The sequence below is a fragment of the Candidatus Symbiopectobacterium sp. NZEC135 genome (assembly GCF_025962695.1).
In genome coordinates this window covers 1-574 of the sequence record NZ_JAGFPF010001365.1, presented here as the reverse complement: position 1 = coordinate 574, position 574 = coordinate 1, and the positions used below count along the sequence as shown (strand labels likewise).

Here is a 574-nt window from a genome sequence, read left to right as displayed (position 1 = left end):
TCGCCCGTTGTTCTGCCAGGGCAAAGGCCCGTTCCGTTGGGTGGCGCTGTCTGGCGACCCGGAGGATATCGCGCGTACCGATGCCAAGCTTAAAGCACTGTTTCCCGAGAATACGTCGTTACACCGCTGGCTCGACATGGCGCAAGAGCGCATCGCCTTCCAGGGATTACCGGCGCGCATTTGCTGGCTGGGATTGGGCGAGCGCCATCTGGCCGGGCTGGCTTTCAATGAAATGGTGCGCAATGGTGAGTTGAAAGCGCCGATTGTGATTGGCCGCGATCATCTGGATTGCGGATCGGTTGCCTCACCCAATCGGGAAACCGAAGCGATGCGTGATGGCTCGGATGCGGTATCCGACTGGCCGCTGCTCAATGCGTTGTTAAACACGGCGGGTGGCGCAACCTGGGTCAGCCTGCATCACGGCGGTGGCGTTGGCATGGGCTTCTCACAGCATGCGGGCACGGTGATCGTGTGTGACGGTAGCGAACAGGCCGATGAGCGTCTGGCGCGCGTGCTGTGGAACGATCCGGCTACGGGCGTGATGCGCCACGCGGATGCGGGCTATGAGAGTGCT

1 pseudogene is annotated in these 574 nt (G+C 61.8%); it reads left to right on the top strand.

Annotated elements, in window-relative coordinates:
* Positions 1 to 574 (top strand): annotated as a pseudogene (locus tag J5224_RS34285) (urocanate hydratase); the annotation flags it as partial.